This is a genomic window from Ignavibacteriales bacterium (assembly GCA_016709765.1).
Taxonomy (GTDB): Bacteria; Bacteroidota; Ignavibacteria; order Ignavibacteriales; family Ignavibacteriaceae; genus IGN3.
This window is the reverse complement of sequence record JADJMD010000013.1, coordinates 1,170,494-1,188,565: the sequence shown is the minus strand read 5'-3', so window position 1 is coordinate 1,188,565 and position 18,072 is coordinate 1,170,494. Positions and strand designations below refer to the sequence as shown.

The window sequence follows — 18,072 nt, the reverse complement described above, 5'->3', positions numbered from 1 at the left end:
TTGGAATAATTACTTCTAAAAATTCATCCACTCAATTTCTTGTTCATCCCTCAATTCTACACGCTCATCGCCTTATTTTTTAAAACGCTAGATACATCGTTTAAGTTTGAATCATAAATTAAAATTTATTTATCACAAACTTAGAAGGAAATAAAAAATGAAAAGATCAATTTTAACAGTCGTTGCACTTTTAACTTTCTTCGCACTCTATCAAATCGAATCTCAGGCACAAGATCGATGGAGCCTTGAATTTAGGCCAGCTGTTGATTTCGCGGCCAAGGATATTTCCGATGCAGACCTCGGAACAGGATTCGGTTTTGAAGGAACAGTAGCTTATCGTTTTATGCCTCACCTTGCAGCTTATGCGGGATGGAGCTGGAATTATTTTGGAGTAGATCAATCTTTTGCTGGGCCTGATGCAAGTTTTGAAGAAACCGGTTACACTTTCGGTTTCCAATTTATTCATCCTATTGGCGATTTAGATATTAATTATCTTATAAGGTTAGGCGGAACATACAACCACATCGAAATAGAAAACAATGACGGTGATATAATTATTGATTCCGGACACGGTTTGGGCTGGCAGGCCGAAGCAGGAGTAGTGATTCCTTTAAGTGAAAAATTTTCTTTGCTGCCAAGTGTTAGATATCGTTCTTTATCAAGAGACAATGATATTAATAATGTCAGCACTTCTGTTGATTTGAATTATGTTTCAGTAGGAGTTGGTTTAAGCTGGTCATTCTAAATCTGGGCATGTCATTCTGAACGGAACGAAGTGGGGTGAAGAATCTTAAACAAATACTAATTCGATTCTTCGCTCCATCCAGGATGGTGAGATAAATATTGAGTATCTTAATTATTTTTTAACGAATTTTGAAGTGTGAAAATGAAATTAACCAAAAATATTATTCTAGCTATCCTTACGCTTGCCGGTTTTATACAGCTGATCATAATTAGCTACAATTATTTAACAGGTTACATAGATATTCCCGGCATCGGAAACTTTTTTGCAAGACTAATTATTGGAACCTCATTCAGTTTTGTTTTTGCTTTGCTTCTGGTTTTCCTAGACATCCAGATAATCAACAAACTTGATAAAACATTTCGATTGCCGGAAAGATTACATGCAAGGATTCCTTCCGAATTAATTCTTGCTATAATTTTGGGTTTTCTTGTTGGAGCAACTGTTTCTGTAATTGCCGGATCAGTTATGCCTTATCAGGATGGACTGATGAAAAATGTAATCACAAATTCACTTATAACTTCGGTAATTAATATTATAATGATTAGTGTTATTGAAGCAATCTCCTGGTTTAAAAGAAGCCAGGCTTCGCTGCTTGTTGCGGAAGTTTTATTAAGAGAAAACTCACAAATAAAATTTGAAACGTTAAAGAATCAGCTCAATCCACACTTTCTTTTTAACAGTTTAAACGTTCTTTCATCTTTGATTAAAAAAGATTCTGATAAAGCCCAAAACTTTGTGGATGAGTTTTCGTCTGTTTATAGATATACTTTAGATGTAATTGAAAAACCAGTTGTTGAGTTAAGAGAAGAACTGGCTTTTGCAAAATCGTATCTGTTTTTACAGAAGATACGGTTTGATAATGCTGTTGATATGCAAGTAAATGTCAATGCGTCGAAGTTGAATTATCTGGTTCCACCTCTTGCTGTGCAAACACTTCTCGAGAATGCTTTTAAGCATAATAAAACTTCTGCTGAACAAAAACTGACAATTAGAATTAATAATGAAGATGATTTTTTAGTAATTGCAAATAATCTTCAACCAAAGATTAAAGGATCTGATTCAAATGGCGTTGGTTTAAGTAACCTGAAAAAGAGATATGAATTGCTAGGAGAAGAGCTCCCACAGTTTTCTGTAACTGAGAAAGAATATGTTGCAAAAATTCCATTGATTAAACCAGAGCAATTATGAAAACAATAATAATCGAAGACGAAAAACTTGCTGCAGAAAGATTAGAAGAATTAATCCACGAGATTGATTCTTCAATTGAAATTTCTGCTAAGCTTGCATCAGTCGAGCAGTCCATAAAATATTTAAAGCAAAATAAACCCGACTTAATATTTCTTGATATTCAACTTGAAGACGGATTAAGTTTTTCAATATTTGATAAAGTTGAAATAGATGTTCCTATAATTTTTACAACGGCTTACGATCAGTACGCAATTAAAGCATTCAAGCTTAACAGTATTGATTATCTTTTAAAACCCATTAAAAAAGATGAGCTTCGTGAAGCATTGAGTAAGTATAAAAACATTAAGACAACTTACTTGATGGACTTTGAAGAAAATATAAAAAGCATTCAGAGCAAAGAAATCAATTACAAGAAAAGATTTTTAATTCAGTACGGACAGAAGATTAAAAAGGTTGAAACAGAAGAAATTGCATATATCTATGCGATGGAAAAGAATGTATTTCTTACAACATTATCGTGTAGCACTTACCCTATTGATTATACTCTTGATAAACTGCAGGAAGTTATTGATCCTGAAAAATTTTTTCGTATCAACAGAAAGATGATTGTATCATTTGATGCAATAAAAAATATGATCCCGTATTCCCGCTCAAGAATTAAAATAGAATTAAATCCACCTGAACCGAAAGATATTGAAGCGCTTGTAAGTGTTGAAAGATCTTCATCATTTAAAGAGTGGATGGATAAATAAATGGAAAAATCTAACAAGCAAAATGAAGAAAACCATGGTGTACATATTAGGATTCTTTGGATTAGTGATTATCAGCCTAATTATTATATTAATCATTCTGAGTCCTGGAAATCCAAAACAATTTTTAGATAAAAACAGAATCAAGCTTAATAATAGCATTTCAGAGAAAATATTCCTTGATATAAATGGATCTAAACAAGGAATGTTTATAAAAGGTAAAAATCTTGATAACCCCATTATTTTATATTTACATGGTGGAATGCCTGATTACTTTTTAACAGAAAAATATCCCACTCACCTTGAGGATAATTTTACAATGGTTTGGTGGGAACAACGAAATTGCGGAATATCATACAATTCTGGTTCAACAAAAAACACAACTACATTGGAACAATTGGCTGATGATACCATCGTATTAACAAAATACATATTAGAACGATTTAATAGGAAAAAAATATATCTAATGGCTCATTCAGGCGGGACTTTTCTTGGTGTCTATATTATTGATAAGGCACCGGAGTTGTATGACGCATATATAGGAATTGCTCAAATGTCAGATCAGCTTTTGTCAGAAAAGATTGCTTATAAATATATTCTAGATCATTATAAAGAAACGAAGAACAAGAAAATGGCGGATTATTTTCAGAGTATCAGTTTTAATGATCAAAATAAAATCCCTGAGGAATATTCGAAGATGAGAGATGTTGCAATGCATGAGCTAGGAATTGGAACAATGAGAAATATGAGGAATATAGTAACCGGTCTATTTCTGCCATCGTTGTATTTTAGTGAATATACATTGTCTGAGAAATTTTATTTATGGTATGGTAAATCAAAATCTGGTATCAGTCAAAACTGGGAGGAAATGACACAAACTAACCTTATGGATATTAAAAATAATTTTAAGATACCAGTTTATTTTTTTCAGGGATTTTATGACTACACATGTTCATACGAATTGGCAAAAAAATATTTCGATAAAATAAATGCACCTATAAAAGGTTTTTATACTTTTAATCAATCTGCACACAGTCCATTATTTGAAGAACCTGAGAAAATGAATAGAATCTTAATCAATGATATTAAGAATTTAAAAGTGGAGTTTGCTGATAAATAATAGAATTAAAGTTTGTGAAAGTCATATTTATGAAAAGACTAGATGGATAAATAAAAAGCCCACAAATATCTCTGCGGGCTTTTGACAAAAAATTAACCAATTATCTTACAATAATTCTAAAATTCAATCTTTATTCCGCCAGCCGGTAAGAACTTCCATTGATAAATATAATCTACTTTTTGATCTTTCTGATTCCAGATAATTTGCTCAACGTTTTCAATATTTAGCATGTTCTGGAAATCAAGATAAGTTGTAAGTGCCCAACCGAACAATTCGAACCTGTAATCTACTCGAATGTCAAGTCTTTGATAATCTTTGTATCTAACTCCGTTATACCTCGAATAATCATAAATAGTTTGATTGTACTGTGCTGATGCTGCTTCATCAAGCGGAGTATATGGTCGTCCGCCCATAAATCTGTACTTTGCTGATACTTCAAAGTTATTGGTAATTTTATATCCTAGAATTGCAGTAAGCACGTTCTGATAATCAAAGCTGCTTGGTCTTTCTATTCCATCAAGTGATGTGAATCTGATTTTTGAAAACGAATAGTTAAACATCCCATATAATCCATTCGTTAATTTTTTCTGAATAAAAAACTCAATGCCCCTGGCGTACCCATCACTTGCAGGAACAAGTGGTTCAAGTCCGAGAGTAAAATACTCGGCACCTGCATTTGCATAAGTAACCTGCGGATTCAGCACGCTGTTCGGATAGTCTGAGTATTGTTTTTCAAAATATTCAACTGTTATTTTTACATCACTTGCTGGATAATATTCTATTCCTGTAACAAACTGTTCTGCTTTAATTTGTTTTAAATCTTTGTTTTGATTGTAAGAGACTAACCATAATAATGGTGGAGCTTGATGATAGATTCCGTAAGCGGCATTTAGTTTTAAGTTATCAAGAATATAGAACCCGGCAGATGCTCTTGGTGATATTGTACTTTTATCATTAAGATAATTAAAATAATCATATCTTAATCCTGCTGTTAGATCCAATCTTCCAAAAAGATTTTTAGAATACTGAACATAGGGTCCAAACTTATATGCATCCGCAACAGCAGAATAATTCAGTTCTGGTAACACATTGCCGTAGATATCAATAGCTTGGGCCCGGAAAATAGTATTGTCATTACTTAAATATTTTGAAGTAAATCCAACTTCTAATAAATCTGTTGGAGAAAATCTTTGTGAAAGATCTGCACGAAGAATATATTCCTTATCCAAAGATTCGTTATTAAACACAGGTCTTCCGACAGAATCTTCTGCCACCTCACGTTGATATTGGTTTGTTGAAATTGATGTCTGAAGGTAAGTCTGGTTTCCAACTAACCACTTGTGTACAACCCCAAGAGCCGCTTGCCAGCCCGAGAAATTGGTGCTATTTATAAAAGGGTCATCTTCACTTTCATATCCTTTAAAATTAATTTTATCTATTCCTCCCAACCCAATAATTGAAAGCTTATGTTTTTCAGATAATTCATAGGTTGTTTTCAAATTAAAATTAGTATAATTAGGCACGGCTGTTAGCCCCGTTGAGGACAGAATTAAATCAAGATAACTTTTTCTTGCGGAAAAAAGGTATGAGCTTTTACCTTCTTGAATTGGGCCTTCTAAAATAATTCCTCCGCCAGCAATTCCAATATCAACTTTTCCATTAAAATTATTTCTATCACCATTACGATACTCAACATCCATTATTGAAGAAAGTCTATCGCCATACTTTGCTGGAAAACCACCTGCACTAAAAATTACATCGTTTAGAAAATCTACGTTTATCATTCCAATTGGTCCTCCAGATGCACCTTGTGTTCCAAAGTGATTAATATTTGGACACCTCTACCCCCTCTACTAAAATAAAATTTTCAATAGGGCTTCCACCACGAACAATTAAATCGTTCCTGCTATCCGTCGCAGTTGTTACACCTGGTAAACTCTGAACCATTCTGTTGAGATCTTCTACAGCGCCTGGTGCCCTTCTTATTTCCTCTGCAGAAAGGGAGTTCGTGCTAGTTACTAAATCATTTGGTTTATCAAAAAATCTTTCTCCCGATACAACCACTTCTTCAGTTTCATAAGAAGCAAGCTTTAGCTCAATAACAATTTTTGTGCTTTGCTTTCCAGTTACAAGCACATCGGTTTTATATGTGGTCACATAATAAGGTGCAGAGATTTTAAGGTTATAAGTTTTAGGATCAAGTCCTTCAATAGTAAAATCTCCGTGTACATTGGTAGCTGTAAGTAAGCCAGCATTCATAACTTCTATAACTGCTCCGGGTATTTCTTGTTTTGTATCTCTATCTATCACCTGTCCCGTAATCATTCCTTTATTAGCTTCATTTGCAAATGTTGAAAATGAAACTAGTGTCACTAAAATCAGCATCTTTGAATATTTTATTTTCATTTTTACTCCTTATAATAAACATTTATTATATAATGAACATTGTTTAGTCGGTCAATAAAATTTTTTAATATGCCCGCTCTATAAATTCTAATGCCCCGGTAACCAATGGCTTTACTGACTCGAAAGGAACCAACATCATTCTGTCTCTTACAAATAACGAAGAAATTCCATGAACAAATGACCATAGAGAAAAAGCCGCAACTTCAATATCAGTGTCTTTAAAGTACCCGGCAGCCTTTGCCTGGCTAATATTTAATTTCAAAATTTCGTAAGTCCTATCTCCTGATTTCCACTCATGCTGCTCACTAATAGTCTTCGCTGGAATTCGTGAGATAAACATTAAATCATAGTACAATGGCTCTTCAATAGCAAATTGTATGTATGCAAGTCCGTGCTCAGTTAGGCGTTGCAAAGGATCTTTAATATCCTGAATCGCTAACTGCCTTTTATAAAATTGTTCAAAACCCATTTTATGAAGTTCAAAAAATATCTCGTCTCTGTCCTTAAAGTACAAGTATATTGTTCCGACACTATATTCAATTTCATCGGCAATTTTTCTCATAGATACATTATCATAACCTTCATCAGAAAATAATTTAAGAGCTGCCTCAAGAATTAAATCCCGCATCTCAGTTTTCTGTCTTGCTTTTCTTTCTTTAATGCTCATAATAAAATTTTATCTAAACGTTGTTTATTAACTGAACAATAATAATTATTTTTCAAATATTTGTCAATAGTTCTGCTTTTTTTTTTAAGTTTACATTAAGTAGAAAAGGCCTGCGAATTTCTCAGCAGGCCTTAGTGGAGATAATATTATCATTTAAACTTCAATCTTCGCTGATTTTTATAGTTCCATCAATTTCTTTATCAAAGTGTCTTTTATACAGTTTTTTGTATTGTTCGTGTTTTTCGTGTGTTACATAAACGTCATTAACCTTTGTATTGTTTTTATCCATCTCTAAATCGAAATCTTCATCAACTGAATTGATGTAGCCATCTTTGACAAGTTCTAATTTAAGCTCATCCAAAAACGAATTAAATTTTTTCATTTCACCCTTCAGGTCGTGCATTTCTATTTTAATTCCATTTATGTTCTTCTTTAACTCTTTCATATTGCTGCGTAATTCGCTCATATCAAACTCAGAACTGTCAATTTTAATATCAAAATTCTTAAAAGATTCTTTAAATTTTTGCATACCCTCTTTAAATGCATCCATGTCTATATGAACATCTATATCAACATCCGGCGGATTTGGAGGAATAGGCATATTCTTTAAGTTTTCTTCCAGCTCTTTCATTTTTTCTTTAAAGTCTTCTGAATCAAAGTAAAGTTCTATCTTTTTATCTTTCAAATGTTTTAAACTTTCATCAAGTTTTTCCATATTTTTTTCAAATTCATCTTCATCAAACTCAAGTTTAAAGTGCATGAATTTGTCATTATCAAAATCATTTTTAAACTTTTTCATATCATCACTAAACTTGTCCATATCAAAGTAGAACTTGTGAACATTACTATTTAAATCTTTATAATTAGATTTTAACCCTTTAAGTTTTTCATAAATCATTTCTTTATGCTGATCAATTTCATTATCCGGCACTCTTGTTCCATCTTTATATAAGGCTGATATTTGATCATCATTAAAATCTACCCGCCAATTAGACCCTTCATCCTTGAATGAAAAAGATTTATCACCGGAAAAGCTTGTTTGATTGGCAGTGTTATTTTGATTAATATCAGAAGAGCAGCCGGATAGTGATCCTAAGACTATAAATACAAATAAGGAAAACAATAGCCCAAAGAAATTTGCTCTAAAAACAGTTTTTGTACAATTACGCTTCATACTTAACCTCTTCTATTTTGTTCTTTCTGATAGTTAAGACAGAGTTAAATGTGAAAATGTTTCGCTGTATTTAAGCTTTAATTAAGAAAGGAATAATTTGCTGATGAAGGGAAGAAAAAGGTTATTACTGAATCTATTTAAAAAAACCATATTTCTTGATATGCTTATAAGCCAGGTAGCCAACTGCACCAGCTTGCGCCATTCCAAGAATAGATCTTATCGGATCAAACTTTGAATCCTCGTAATATTTTTTTTGAAGTGGTGATAAAAAGTGAGGTGCAAACTTTTGATTTGAATTATCGGTATTTGAAATTGCAATCGAAGTTCTAAGCCAAACGGTTTGCGGATCGCCATCTAGTGATAAGTTTGTTTTTAATGAATTGAATTCCCGACGTAAATCGAACTCATCAAACTTAATTTGAAGTTGGGTTAATGGGTTAGCTTTTATTTCTAAGGAATCAATTGTGATAATTTTCTTTGTATCATCGCTGTTTTGGGCAAAGGAAAAGAATGAATATAAAAAAAGGATAGCTAATATTTCTATTATACTTTGCACATATTTAAAATAATGATTAGCATAAAGATTGTCCAACCACTAATCAGTAACTGCTGCTGTTTGTTTTGTTAGTGTTTTATAATCTACCGAATGTGTAATAAGATCAACAACTGTTTTTATTGCAGTAAATAAAATTATTATTGCAAGATTTGTGTTTGCAGAAAATATCCCGCCAGCAACTCCAATAAATCCTCCTAAAATGATTGTTAAGTGCATTGGAAAAATTCGAGCATAGGGGGCAAACATTATTTGTCCGATATTTGGAAGTTCATCATTTTCTTCTTTTCTAGAATTGATAAACTCAATCAAATAACTAATAAAAAACGTTCCGGCGGAGATAAGCAAAAATGTGGTGCCGGAACCTGTCGAAGTGGAATTAGAAAAAGTTGAAAAGGCTCCAAGAAAAACAGCATATACTAAGTGAAAAAATCCGTAGTGGAAAAGAAAAAATACCGCACTTGATATTGCTACCGCTCTTGTAGGGAGCACTATTTTACCCCCCTGTTTAAATCCTTCCACTGAAAAATCTTTAAGAGTAATCATTTTTATGAAATTAAAAACTCCAATTATTACACTTTGCCACCAGTAAATCCACAATACATCAATTGCAGAAATATCATCAACAATTGCAAAAAATATTACCAGCAGGTTAGAAAATATTAATGAAAGTGTAGAGGTTTTTGTAAAATCAACCTGCCGCCAAAGTTCTGAAAATTTTATTTTGGGTTTTTTGTTTGCCAATTATTTACTTGTTGCCCAACTTCTTACTATGTCTTTTTCTTCCTGGGTGAGCACTTTATCGCTGTGAAAAATTTTGTATTGCCATGGCGGCATTTGTTCTTCGCGCACTTCATCCCAAATTTCATCTTTCATTTTTTCCGTTTTGCTGGTATAGTTACCCCATTCAGAAAAATTTAAATGCCTTCTTCCGTCTTCAACATCTTTAACGGCAAGAAAGGATGCGGGTGCAACTTTTGTGTACCAAGCCCAATTGGTTTCGTTTGAGTGGCAATCGTAACAAGCCTTTTTAAAAATTGCTTTTACATTAGCGGGTGCATCAATATCAGATTGAACAGGAGGATTAGTTCTTTCCACCGGTATAAATTGAATGCCAATTAAAATCAATGCAATAAATGCAATAAACTTTTTCATTTAATTCCTCTTAGCTTGTTAAATATATTTACTTTTGTTTTTTCTTATCTTTGTTAAATTTCTTTTCCCCTTCTTTCTGTCCAAACTTTTCTCGATAAGTATTAGCTATTTTACAATCACTGCAAAATTTTCCACAGCAATCATTCCAATCTTTATCAGAAAATTTTTTTCTTACCTTGCTCATAAACTATCATAACTTCCGATCAATTAATTTTTTTGCTGTTGTAATAATATTATCAACAGTAAACCCATATTTCTCATATAAAATAGAATCAGGAGCAGAAGCACCAAAAGTTTCAATACTTAAACACTCGCCATTTTCTCCAACATATTTATGCCAGCCAGCAGCAACACCCATTTCAACAGAAAGTTTCGTTTTAACATTTTTTGGGAAGATAAATTTTTTGTACTCATCACTCTGCTGTTCAAAAATTTCCCAACTCGGAAAACTAATAACACGAACATTCTTTCCTTCTGCTTCAAGCTTTTCAGCAGCCTTTATTGAAAGTGAAACTTCTGAACCACTAGCAATTAAAAGAACTTCTGGTGTTTGTTTAGAATCTTTAATTATGTATGCGCCTTTTTCTAATTCTATCGCAGGTGCATATTTGTTTGGATTAATTACATCAAGCTTTTGTCTTGTTAAGATAAGCGCAATTGGGCCGCCTTTATGATTTATTGCAAACTTCCAGGCCTCAACAGTTTCATTAGCATCTGCAGGTCGAATAACTGTTAAATTTGGTATAGCTCTTAATGATGCTATTTGTTCGATTGGTTGATGTGTTGGGCCATCTTCTCCAAGTCCAATGCTATCGTGAGTAAAAATATATATAACTTTTAATTTCATCAATGCGGCCAACCTAATTGCAGGACGCATATAATCTGAAAAAATTAAAAATGTTGCACCAAATGGAACTACTCCGCCGTAGATGGCCATTCCGTTTAAGACAGCACCCATTGCATGTTCACGAATTCCAAAATGAATATTTTTTCCAACTCTGTGTTCTGATGAAAAAGATTTTGATGATTTTATTTCAGTCATGTTTGATTCATTCAAATCCGCTGAGCCACCAATAAGTGTGGGAATATCAATAGCAGCAGCATTAAGAACTTTGCCGGAAGCTACTCGTGTTGCAATCTTTTCTGTGTAGTCTTCAAACTTTGGTAAATGATTTAACCAATTGTTATCAAATTCACCTTTTAGAACGGATTCATACAAAGCAAAGTCTTTTGGATATTTAGCCTTATAATTTTCTAAGGTTTTTGGCCACAAATCTTCTGCCTCTTGCCCACATTCCGCAATTCCCTTAAAATGCGAGTGAACCTCATCAGGGACATAAAAAATTTTATCCTCTGGCATCCCGAGGTTTCTTTTTGTAAGCTTTACCTCCTCTTCACCAAGCGGCGCACCATGTGAGGATGATTTATCCTGTTTATTCGGGCTTCCAAAACCAATGTGTGTTTTAGTTATAATAAGAGTTGGCCTTTCGCAAATGGATTGAGCCATTTTAATTGCTCGATCTACTTGCGCAACATCATTAACATCCAGGATTGTAAGCACTTGCCAGCCGTATGATTCAAACCTTTTTGCCACATCATCTGAATATGATATATCCGTTTTACCATCAATCGTTATATTATTATCGTCATAAAAGAAAACTAACTTACCAAGTTTTAAATGCCCTGCTAACGACGCAGCCTCGTGTGAAATGCCTTCCATCAAATCTCCGTCGCTACAAATTCCCCAAATACCGTGATCAATAATTTTACTATCATCTTTATTAAAAAGTGCCGCCAAGTAATCACGTGCAATTGCCATTCCAACTGCGGTTGCAAAGCCCTGCCCTAAAGGGCCTGTTGTAGTTTCAACTCCAGCTGTATGTCCAAGCTCCGGATGACCAGGCGTTTTGCTATTCCACTGTCTAAAATTTTTAAGATCATCTAAAGAAACTTTGTAACCGCTTAAATGAAGAATAGAATAAAGCAGCATACTTCCATGGCCTGCAGAAAGAATAAATCTATCTCTGTTTAACCAATTAGGATTTGCAGGATTGTGTTTCATTGTTTTGTAATAAAGCGCATAAGCAATTGGTGCCATTCCAAGAGGCATTCCGGGATGACCTGAATTTGCTTTTTGAACACCATCAATAGCAAGTGTACGGATTGTATTTATAGAAAGTTGTTCAATATCAAGTCTGGTTTCGGGCATAGAATTTCCGTTTAAATTGAAGAATTAGGTTGTTAAAGATAAAAAAAATATCATCTAATTTTTGCCTTATTTAAGCGGTTCTATTTTAAATTTGTATTAAACTTTTTATCATCCAATTTTTGGATAAAGATTATAAAAATATCCGCATAAACTTTGGAGAAACGATGTTTACTTCATCAAAAAAAGTCTATTTAATTATTCTTTTTGGGATTTTCTCAATCCCACTTCAGTTTTATACAACTGCACAAAATAAACAACTTACCTTTAACCAGGTTTACATGTTTGGTGAGCCAAGAATTTTAAAACAAGTTCCGCGTCTGCAAGGCTGGTATGATGATGAACATTATCTAATGCAAAAACGTGATGCAGCAACAAGTGCAATTGTAAAGGTAAACGTCAAAACGAGTGAAGAAACAATCGTGTTGAATTTCAATGCAATCAATCCAAATCTAGATGAAGCAGAATTAACTGCCGAGGAAAATATTGGAATCACAAAAGATTACACGGGCTTACTTTTTTATAATGATAGCGATTTGTTTTTCTATTCCATTCCCAAGAACAAACTAACGCGATTAACAAACAACAAAGATGAAGAATCAAATCCAATGCTTTCTCCCGATGGAAAGAAAGTCGCATTTACACGCAACAGAGATTTGTACTTGGTTGATATTGAATCTACAAAAGAAACACGATTAACTAATGACGCAAGCGAGGTTGTCTATAACGGTTATGCATCATGGGTTTATATGGAGGAAATAATTGGTCGCTCACTTAACTATCGTGCTTTCTGGTGGGCACCGAACAGTGAGATGATTGCATTTTTGAGATTTGATGATTCACCTGTTCCTAAATTTCCGTTAGTTAATTATAGCAGTATTCATGGTGAACTCGAGTGGCAACATTATCCAAAACCAGGTGATCCAAATCCAATTGTTAAAATGGGTATTGCACATATTAATACAAATAATGTTATTTGGGTTGATGAAGATGAAACTGCCGACCAATACACAGCATGGCCGTTCTGGTCCCCGGATAGCAAACAAATGTTTTACCAGGTTTTAAATCGTAATCAAAATTATATCCAAATATTATCTGCAAACCCTGAGACAGGAAAAAACAGATTAGTGTATGAGGAAAAAAGTAAGACATGGGTTGAGTTTTTTGAAGACATTTACATCTTAAAAAACAACAAGGGTTTTATTCTTCGTTCCGAAGCTGATGGATGGAGACATTTATATTTTTATGATATGAATGGCGAGCTTAAGAAACAGTTAACCAAAGGTGAGTGGAATGTTTCAGATATTAAGTTGGTTGATGAAAAGAACGAAAGAGTTTACTTTGAGGCAAATAAAGGAGACAGATTACAAACTCATTTATTTGTTGTTGATTTTTATGGCGATGATGTTGAACAGCTATCAACAATAAATGGCACACATAAGGTTACTCTATCTCCAAATGGAAAATATTATTATGACTCTTATTCAGAAATAAATTCGCCGGGTAAATTAGATTTGTACGATGGCGAGGGAACGCTCATAAAAAATTTAGGTGATAGAAAATCAAAATTGTTCGATGAATATAAACTTGGTAAAACAGAACTGTTTTCAATTAAAACTGAAGATGGATTTGATCTACCGGGATTGTGGGTTCTTCCACCGGATTTTGATGAGAATAAAAAATATCCTGTTTTGTTTTCTGTTTACGGCGGTCCGGGTGGAACTGATGTTACGAACTCTTTCTCCGCATATTTAGATAGATATTTTATTTCGCAAAGTGGAATAATTTATTTTGTTGTTGATCATCGCGGCTCGGCATACTTTGGAAAAAGGGGAAAGGATTATTTATTTCACAATCTTGGAAAGTGGGAAACAAATGATTACTCTGAAGCTGTTAACTGGTTGAAAACAAAATCATTTGTTGATACAACAAAAATAGGAATTACCGGAAGCAGCTACGGCGGATATGTTACATGTTTGGCGCTAACTCTTGGTGCAGATTATTTTACTCACGGCCTTGCAGAATATTCTGTTACAGATTGGCAACTTTATGATAATGTTTACACAGAACGATATATGGATTTACCTTCTGAAAATAAAGAAGGTTACAAGTTTGGGTCCGCAATGACACACGCAAATAAGTACAAAGGATTGTTACGCATTACCCATGGGACTCTAGATGATAATTGTCATATGCAGAACACACTTCAGCTTGTGGATAAGTTTACGAGTATGGATAAACATTTTGAGTTAATGCTTTATCCAAATGAAAGACATGGTGTTGGATTTCCCAAATGGCAAGATGCACAACGAGAGTATGTACAATTCTGGTTTAAGAATTTTCTTGGAAAGGATTTTATAAATGAATGAGAATAAAGATTATTCATAAATTGTCATTCCCGTGGAAACGGGAATCTACATTAATAAAATCGATTCCCACTTTCGTGGGAATGACAAATTAAATAAATATTAGACTTTACATTTTAAACAGCTCGAATCACTTTTCTAAAATGAAATCCATAAACAGCAAGCGTCATTGCTGTGGGGAACTTACGCGGATATTTCCACAGACTAACAAATAAAAGTTTCCAAAAGTATTTTTTGCCGCGCTCAATAAATCCAAGTAGCCAAAGCAATCTTACAAATGCCTTTAGTTGCTCAAAATTAATAATTGTTGGCGTCCATTCCGGTACTTTATATTCCTTTAAAAAGATTTTCAATCGTTTATAATATTCTTCTTGCGAGTAAATTTTATTCAGCAATCTGCTGTAACCACGAATTAAATTTTTAAATTCCATTTTAGGAACAAAGTTTATACTTGCGTCCATATTATTTCCGGACCACATTTCAATTAATCTTCCCTCCTCTTTCATTCTATTGTATAACTTAGTTCCTGTGGGTGCATTTAGTAATCCAACCATTGCATTTGGTATTCCACTTTTTTGAATAAAGTTAATCTGCTCATCAAACACACTTTCGGTATCGTTATCAAATCCGACAATAAATCCACCGGAAACAAGCATTCCGCTTCTTTGTAATTTATTAACAGATTCAACAAGATCACGTTTTAAGTTTTGCATCTTGCCGCACTCAACAAGGCTATCGCTGTTTGGGGTTTCTATTCCAACAAAAATGCTGTTAAATCCTGCTTCAACCATAAGTCGCATTAACTCATCATCATCTGCAAGATTGATTGAAACTTCTGTTATAAAAAAGAATGGATATTTTTTTTCTTTAGACCATTCAATCAAAGCGGGTAATGTATCTTCTTTAAGTTTGCGTTTGTTGCCGATAAAATTATCATCGACAACAGAAATTCCGCCGCGCCAGCCAAGTTCATACAAGCGATCTAATTCGGTTATAAATTGTTCGGTACATTTTGCCCGTGGTTTTCTTCCATTAAGCATCGTGATACTGCAAAATTCGCAATCGTAAGGGCAGCCGCGCGAATACTGCAAACTCATCGAAGCATATTTTTTCATATCCAGCAATTCCCACATAGGAATAGGGGTTAATGCAACATCTGGAAATTCATCAGTTTGATAAACTTGTTTTGGATTTCCATTTTTTAGATCTTCTAAGAATAGCGGCAAAGTAATTTCAGCTTCATTCAAAATAAAATGATCAACACCGAGCAAGTCTTTATGCTGGGTTGTGCAGAGCGGACCGCCGGCAACAACTTTTACTCCAAGTTTGTTGCATCTTCTAACAATATCTCTAAAAGATTTTAAATGTACATTCATTGCGCTGATAAAAGCATAATCAGCAGCTAGAATATCTTTATCGTTCAGTATGGACACATTAAGATCGATAAGTTTTTTGCTCCAATTTTTTGGAAGCATTGCAGCTACAGTAATTAAACCAAGAGGAGGTTCTGCGGATTTTTTGGAAACGAATTTTAGTGCTTCTTTAAAAACTCCAGAACGTTGATGGAGTTTCAGGATAAATCAATAATACTTTCAACGTAGTTTCCTTTATAAAGTTACATACTAAAACTGCAAAGAATTTTAATACACTTTTGTAAAACAAATGTAAAATGGAAACTACGTTTTAAATGGCTTGTTAGTGGTCAACTAAGTTGGTGTGTTTTTTATCCATCTTTTTACGAAGTAAATAGTCTACACTAAATTTTCCTGCGCCATAAATTAAAATTACAAGTAATAGTAAAATGTAGTAAACCGGAATTTCAAAACCATTGTTGCCGGATTCGAATCCATTGCTTAAATGGACAGTTACAATTGCAACAATCATAATAAATATTAACGGGATTGATATTATACGATTTGCCAAACCAAGTGTTAACAATATAACACCAGCCATTTCAGTAGAGGCTGATAAATAGGCATTTAATCCCGGCAAAGGTATGCCTAAATCTTTAAACCAATCAACTATAGAACCAATGTTTTGCCACTTCATAATTGCAGGATTATAAAATCCGTAAGCAAGAATTAATCTTATTGCAAGAAGATGTAAGTCTTTAAGTTTGGTAATCTGTTTAAATACTAAATTATATTTTTCTAACATTTTTCATCTCCATTTGTATATCCAAGTATAAATCCTTTTGATTGCATTGATTTTATAAATTGATAAATATTTTCTCTAACTAATTCTTCCGGAAATGTTTTAAATGATTGAATTGAGTCCATCACAATATTTTCAATCAAATTATTTCCTTCGTTTATTTTTTTTATTAAAAAAACAAAAAATGGTGACAAATCATAAAATTGTACTTTATCATTTGCGCGGAATATTAAAACAAAATATTCGCGCTTATCTTCTTTCATAATTTCATTTGCTGGTTTTGTATGAACAGGAAAATCAAGCTTTAATATTCCAAATTCTTTGTTTAAGGTTATCAGGCTATGATCGTTAAATTTTGATTCAAATGTTTTTTCATCATCATTTAAATCCTGCATCATATAAATTTCAATTTCTTTCCATTCAAGTAAAAGCAAATCCATTAGAAATGGATGTTTTAATTTTATATCAAAGTTGTTTTCTTCTATAAAAGAATAAAACTCAAAAGGCATTTGCCAGATTTGCGGAGATTGACAATTATGTTTTTCAATAAAATTATCAACCAGATATTGCCACTCATCCTCTTCTAAAAGATTTTCTGTTAATGGATAGGCTGATCGCAAACTATCATCAATAACACCATAAATTAATCTTCTGTAATGATCAATTCGGTTTTCTGTTAAGCCATCAATTTGTTTCAGTTCTGTAGTTTTACAGAAATTTGCAAAATTATTTTGCTGTGTTGATGTATAAATACTAAGCTGCATATTCAATGCTCCAGGATTGTTTACAAATTCTTTCTAACTCATTCATTTCAAAGGCCAGCTCATCAAATTCAGGAATGTTAAAATCTCTTTCTAATAAAACAGGAACTGGTTTTTCAAGTTTATTAACCGTGTATTCAAATAAGCTATAAACTGGATCAATAATTGGCTGACCGTGAGTATCAATTATCAAGTCTTCAGCAACTTTTTCATGTCCCGCCATATGGATGTAAGAAACTTTATCAAGTGGAAGATTATCTATAAAATTAACGGCATCATATTTATGATTGAATGCATTAACATAAATGTTATTAACATCAAGCAGGAGATTACAATCAGATTCTGCAAGTATTGAGTTTATAAATTCAAGTTCGCTCATCTCTGCAGCAACAGGAGTATAATAAGAAACAATTTCCATTGTGATTTTTCTTTCCAGAAAATCCTGGACTTGTTTTATTCTTTCAACAATATGTTTAACCGAGTCGTGCCTAAATGGGATAGGAAGAAGATCATATAAATGTGCATTATTGCATTTTGAATAACTTAAATGTTCTGAGTAAACATTAATATTATAATCTTGCAAAAATTGTTTTATTTCTTTTAGAAAATTCCAATCTAATTCTTCCGGACTTCCGATTGAAAGTGAAAGACCGTGCGCTGTGATTGGATATTTATTAGTTAATTTCTTTAAAATCTTTTTCCAATAACCGCCAATGTTCATCCAGTTTTCAGGCGCAAACTCAATAAACGATGGCTGCAGAACTTCAGAGGCAAGAAATTCTTCGCCAAAATCTTTTCGGTATCCAATACCCACGAACTGTTTCATCT

17 protein-coding genes and 1 pseudogene are annotated in these 18,072 nt (G+C 33.2%); 5 read left to right on the top strand and 13 right to left on the bottom strand.

The genetic code is table 11. The annotated features are described in order from the left end of the window. The first annotated feature begins 157 nt into the window (after nt 1–157). From IPJ23_14880 to IPJ23_14865, 4 genes are all read left to right on the top strand, one after another. On the top strand, nt 158–745 hold the full coding sequence (locus IPJ23_14880) for an outer membrane beta-barrel protein (protein ID MBK7631960.1): 588 nt from the start codon (nt 158–160) through the stop codon (nt 743–745). Between the two features lie 141 nt (nt 746–886). Further along, entirely contained in the window at nt 887–1,933 is a 1,047-nt protein-coding gene (locus IPJ23_14875; protein ID MBK7631959.1) for a histidine kinase, read from the top strand. Then, nucleotides 1,930–2,685: a response regulator transcription factor gene (locus IPJ23_14870; GenBank protein ID MBK7631958.1), complete on the top strand. Its 756-nt coding sequence runs from the start codon at nt 1,930–1,932 to the stop codon at nt 2,683–2,685. The genes IPJ23_14875 and IPJ23_14870 overlap by 4 nt, the downstream gene beginning before the upstream one ends. 22 nt (nt 2,686–2,707) lie before the next feature. Further along, a complete protein-coding gene (locus tag IPJ23_14865) occupies nt 2,708–3,802 on the top strand; it encodes an alpha/beta hydrolase (protein MBK7631957.1) in 1,095 nt (364 codons plus the stop codon). Nucleotides 3,803–3,918: 116 nt separating this feature from the next. Here IPJ23_14865 and IPJ23_14860 read toward each other — a convergent pair whose 3' ends face one another. From IPJ23_14860 to tkt, 9 genes are all read right to left on the bottom strand, one after another. Continuing rightward, the gene (locus IPJ23_14860; GenBank protein MBK7631956.1) at nt 3,919–5,586 is read right to left on the bottom strand and encodes a TonB-dependent receptor; all 1,668 of its coding nucleotides are present in this window, start codon (nt 5,584–5,586) and stop codon (nt 3,919–3,921) included. 40 nt (nt 5,587–5,626) lie between these two features. Further along, complete coding sequence (locus IPJ23_14855) at nt 5,627–6,208, bottom strand: carboxypeptidase-like regulatory domain-containing protein (GenBank protein ID MBK7631955.1); 582 nt, start codon at nt 6,206–6,208, stop codon at nt 5,627–5,629. A gap of 64 nt (nt 6,209–6,272) precedes the next feature. Next, a complete protein-coding gene (locus tag IPJ23_14850; protein MBK7631954.1) occupies nt 6,273–6,875 on the bottom strand; it encodes a TetR/AcrR family transcriptional regulator in 603 nt (200 codons plus the stop codon). Nucleotides 6,876–7,035: 160 nt separating this feature from the next. Further along, nucleotides 7,036–8,049 (bottom strand): hypothetical protein, encoded by a 1,014-nt coding sequence (locus IPJ23_14845; protein MBK7631953.1) that lies wholly within the window; start codon nt 8,047–8,049, stop codon nt 7,036–7,038. A 133-nt stretch (nt 8,050–8,182) separates the two neighbouring features. Continuing rightward, entirely contained in the window at nt 8,183–8,641 is a 459-nt protein-coding gene (locus tag IPJ23_14840; GenBank protein ID MBK7631952.1) for a hypothetical protein, read from the bottom strand. A gap of 3 nt (nt 8,642–8,644) precedes the next feature. Then, nucleotides 8,645–9,346: a hypothetical protein gene (locus IPJ23_14835; protein ID MBK7631951.1), complete on the bottom strand. Its 702-nt coding sequence runs from the start codon at nt 9,344–9,346 to the stop codon at nt 8,645–8,647. Next, nucleotides 9,347–9,757 (bottom strand): heme-binding domain-containing protein, encoded by a 411-nt coding sequence (locus tag IPJ23_14830; protein ID MBK7631950.1) that lies wholly within the window; start codon nt 9,755–9,757, stop codon nt 9,347–9,349. It abuts the gene before it with no gap. Between the two features lie 28 nt (nt 9,758–9,785). Then, nucleotides 9,786–9,941: a hypothetical protein gene (locus tag IPJ23_14825; protein MBK7631949.1), complete on the bottom strand. Its 156-nt coding sequence runs from the start codon at nt 9,939–9,941 to the stop codon at nt 9,786–9,788. A 6-nt stretch (nt 9,942–9,947) separates the two neighbouring features. Then, the gene (gene tkt, locus IPJ23_14820) at nt 9,948–11,966 is read right to left on the bottom strand and encodes a transketolase (protein MBK7631948.1); all 2,019 of its coding nucleotides are present in this window, start codon (nt 11,964–11,966) and stop codon (nt 9,948–9,950) included. 164 nt (nt 11,967–12,130) lie between these two features. Between tkt and IPJ23_14815 the strand changes: the two genes are divergently transcribed. Continuing rightward, complete coding sequence (locus tag IPJ23_14815) at nt 12,131–14,332, top strand: DPP IV N-terminal domain-containing protein (GenBank protein ID MBK7631947.1); 2,202 nt, start codon at nt 12,131–12,133, stop codon at nt 14,330–14,332. 113 nt (nt 14,333–14,445) lie between these two features. On the opposite strand, the pseudogene IPJ23_14810 reads toward IPJ23_14815, so the two are convergent. The 4 genes and pseudogenes from IPJ23_14810 to IPJ23_14795 form a co-directional block, all read right to left on the bottom strand. Then, nucleotides 14,446–15,925, bottom strand: a pseudogene (locus IPJ23_14810) (B12-binding domain-containing radical SAM protein). A 99-nt stretch (nt 15,926–16,024) separates the two neighbouring features. Further along, the gene (locus IPJ23_14805) at nt 16,025–16,486 is read right to left on the bottom strand and encodes a DoxX family protein (protein MBK7631946.1); all 462 of its coding nucleotides are present in this window, start codon (nt 16,484–16,486) and stop codon (nt 16,025–16,027) included. Then, on the bottom strand, nt 16,480–17,247 hold the full coding sequence (locus IPJ23_14800) for a putative DNA-binding domain-containing protein (protein ID MBK7631945.1): 768 nt from the start codon (nt 17,245–17,247) through the stop codon (nt 16,480–16,482). Before IPJ23_14800 ends, IPJ23_14805 begins: the two co-directional genes overlap by 7 nt. Next, entirely contained in the window at nt 17,237–18,070 is an 834-nt protein-coding gene (locus IPJ23_14795) for a DUF692 domain-containing protein (GenBank protein ID MBK7631944.1), read from the bottom strand. Before IPJ23_14795 ends, IPJ23_14800 begins: the two co-directional genes overlap by 11 nt. Nucleotides 18,071–18,072: the final 2 nt, after the last annotated feature.